General features: G+C 49.0%; 2 protein-coding genes and 1 pseudogene. All 3 read right to left on the bottom strand.

What is annotated here, in order from left to right:
• Positions 1-457 (bottom strand): annotated as a pseudogene (gene murD / locus ACRC27_RS03200) (UDP-N-acetylmuramoyl-L-alanine--D-glutamate ligase); the annotation flags it as partial.
• A 9-nt stretch (positions 458-466) separates the two neighbouring features.
• Positions 467-1,549, bottom strand: a complete 1,083-nt coding sequence (gene mraY, locus ACRC27_RS03195) for a phospho-N-acetylmuramoyl-pentapeptide-transferase (RefSeq protein WP_438622297.1) — start codon at positions 1,547-1,549, stop codon at positions 467-469.
• A partial coding sequence (locus tag ACRC27_RS03190) for a glutamate ligase domain-containing protein (protein ID WP_438639181.1) occupies positions 1,543-2,243 on the bottom strand: 701 nt, incomplete at its 5' end. The genes mraY and ACRC27_RS03190, both read right to left, overlap by 7 nt.

Below are 2,243 nucleotides of genomic sequence, written 5' to 3'. Positions count from 1 at the left end.
CATAACGGTGCTCTAGCAGAGATAATGCTGGAATGCCGATATTACCGCCTACCCCTACGCATAATCCGGCACTTGCAGCCATCTCACCAACCAAACGGGTGACAGTACTTTTGCCATTTGAACCGGTAATCGCAATGATGGGCGCTTTTGCTTCACGGCAAAACAGTTCGATATCACCGATAATTTCTACCCCTGCGGCCAGTGCAGCCTGTAATTCAGGGCGCGAAAGTGCAATTCCGGGGCTAGCAATAATCAAATCGGCATTCAGTAACCATGCTTGATTTAATCCACCGGTATGTACCTCAATGGTCGCCGGAAGTTTATCCAGCCCAACGGGTGCATTGCGGGTATCAATCACTTTGGGGATCACATTCTGGCTGAGAAAGAAATCCACACAAGAGAGGCCGGTTGCTCCCAGCCCGATAATGACGATATTTTTGTCTGCATAGCGTGCCATGGCCAATCCTTAGCGAATTTTCAGTGTAGCCAGACCGATGAGGACTAACATCAGTGAAATTATCCAAAAGCGCACAATAACCCGCGGCTCTGGCCAGCCTTTTAGCTCGTAATGGTGATGGATAGGCGCCATCCGGAAAATTCGCTGCCCGCGCAGTTTAAATGATCCCACTTGCAGGATAACTGACAGTGTTTCCATCACAAACACACCACCCATGATGAATAGCAGAAACTCTTGACGCAGTAATACGGCAATTGTTCCTAATGCGCCACCGAGTGCTAATGAGCCGACATCACCCATAAATACTTGGGCTGGATAGGTGTTAAACCACAAGAAACCTAGGCCAGCACCAACAATAGCGGTACATACAACCACTAGCTCGCCGCTGTGCCGAATGTAGGGAATATGCAGATATTCCGCGAAATTAACGTTGCCGGTCGCCCATGCAACGAGCCCCAAACCGGCGGCGACAAAAACGGTCGGCATAATAGCTAGACCATCTAATCCATCGGTTAAGTTCACCGCATTGCTGGTACCGACAATCACAAAATAGGCCAGCAAAATATACAACACACCCAATTGCGGCATGATGTCTTTGAAGAACGGCACAACCAGTTGAGTAGCCGGAGTATCTTTACCTATCGCAAACAACGTAAAGGCAACCAGCAGAGCAATAACCGACTGCCAAAAGTATTTCCAGCGTGCAATCAAGCCTTTACTGTTTTTACGTACCACTTTGCGGTAGTCATCAACAAACCCCACCACACCATAACCCAGCAGTACAAACAGAACACACCAGACATACAGGTTGCTAAGGTTAGCCCACAGCAATACCGAGACGCTGATCGCGGTCAGTATCATGATACCGCCCATTGTTGGCGTACCACGTTTGCTAAAGTGCGATTCAGGGCCATCGTTGCGAACAACCTGACCTATTTGTAATTTTTGCAGCCACGCGATTAAGTGTGGCCCCATCCATAACGCAATCGCCAATGCAGTTAGCAGGCTAACAATCGCCCGCAGGGTTAAATAAGAGAAAACGTGAAAACCGGTATAATACTGCGCCAACTGCTCGGCTAACCAAACTAACATGAATATGTCTCCTGCAACGCCTGCACTACCTGCTCCATTGCAGCGCTGCGTGAACCTTTAACCAAAACGGTGACTGCCGTTTTTTCCTGTAAATATGCGGATATCTGTGGCAATAGTGCAGCAATAAGCGCTGATTTATCAGCAAAGTGCTGACCGTGGCTCGGCGCACTGATCGCTGCACTTAATGAACCAACACTCATCACCTGTGTCAGACCTGCTTGCAACGCACTGACACCCACTTCCTGATGACAATCAAGGCTCTCTGGGCCTAATTCGCCCATATCCCCTACCACAAAGATCTGTACCCCTGGCTGCTGAGCTAACACCTTTATCGCTGCCTGCATTGACCCAACGTTGGCATTATAAGTGTCATCAATCACTAATAATTGTGGCGTAATCTGTAGTGGGAATAAACGCCCTTTCACTGGCTGCAAAGAGAGTAAGCCTGCAGCAACATCGTCAAGACTTGCGCCCACAGATAAGCTCAACGCGGCTGCGGCCAGTGCATTGGCAATATTATGCTGCCCCGGATAAGGTAAGATGACTGCGATTTTTCCCTGTGGAGTACACAGAGTGAACTGGGTGACACCCTGCTCAGTTGAGATGTTTTCAGCGTGATAATCGGCCGGTTGGGTCAGTGACCATGTATTGACTGATTTTCCACTGAAATGGGGCTGCCATGCCTGATGATCAG

This window comes from Plesiomonas sp. (genome assembly GCF_051650925.1).
Lineage (GTDB): Bacteria > Pseudomonadota > Gammaproteobacteria > Enterobacterales > CAMTGL01 > Plesiomonas.
Note: the sequence above shows the minus strand (reverse complement) of the source record. Positions and strands in the feature narration are given on the sequence as shown.